The organism is Vibrio maerlii, from assembly GCF_003415655.1.
GTDB lineage: Bacteria > Pseudomonadota > Gammaproteobacteria > Enterobacterales > Vibrionaceae > Vibrio > Vibrio maerlii.
In genome coordinates this window covers 1-597 of the sequence record NZ_QRHC01000048.1, presented here as the reverse complement: position 1 = coordinate 597, position 597 = coordinate 1, and the positions used below count along the sequence as shown (strand labels likewise).

Annotated in this window: 1 rRNA gene; it reads left to right on the top strand. The window is 47.6% G+C overall.

The annotated features are described in order from the left end of the window. Positions 1-223 precede the first annotated feature (223 nt). Positions 224-597, top strand: a 16S ribosomal RNA gene (locus tag DPF91_RS21955); the annotation flags it as partial.

Here is a 597-nt window from a genome sequence, read left to right as displayed (position 1 = left end):
AAGCTCTTTAACAATTTAAACCTATCAATCTGTGTGGGCACTCGTTGATGATAATCAAAAGAATGAAACTCCGGTTTCAACTTTGGTTTCAATGAACTGAGTGACCAAACGATGACTTCGGTCATTGGCACAGTCAATTCATTATCGTTCTGTTGGAACGATAATAGCTTTAGAATTACATTAGTAGTTTTGAAGTCAGTATTCATTGAGCCGACAAAATCTTAAATTGAAGAGTTTGATCATGGCTCAGATTGAACGCTGGCGGCAGGCCTAACACATGCAAGTCGAGCGGAAACGACTTAACTGAACTTTCGGGGAACGTTAAGGGCGTCGAGCGGCGGACGGGTGAGTAATGCCTGGGAATATGCCTTGATGTGGGGGATAACCATTGGAAACGATGGCTAATACCGCATAATGCCTTCGGGCCAAAGAGGGGGACCTTCGGGCCTCTCGCGTCAAGATTAGCCCAGGTGGGATTAGCTAGTTGGTGAGGTAAAGGCTCACCAAGGCGACGATCCCTAGCTGGTCTGAGAGGATGATCAGCCACACTGGAACTGAGACACGGTCCAGACTCCTACGGGAGGCAGCAGTGGGGAA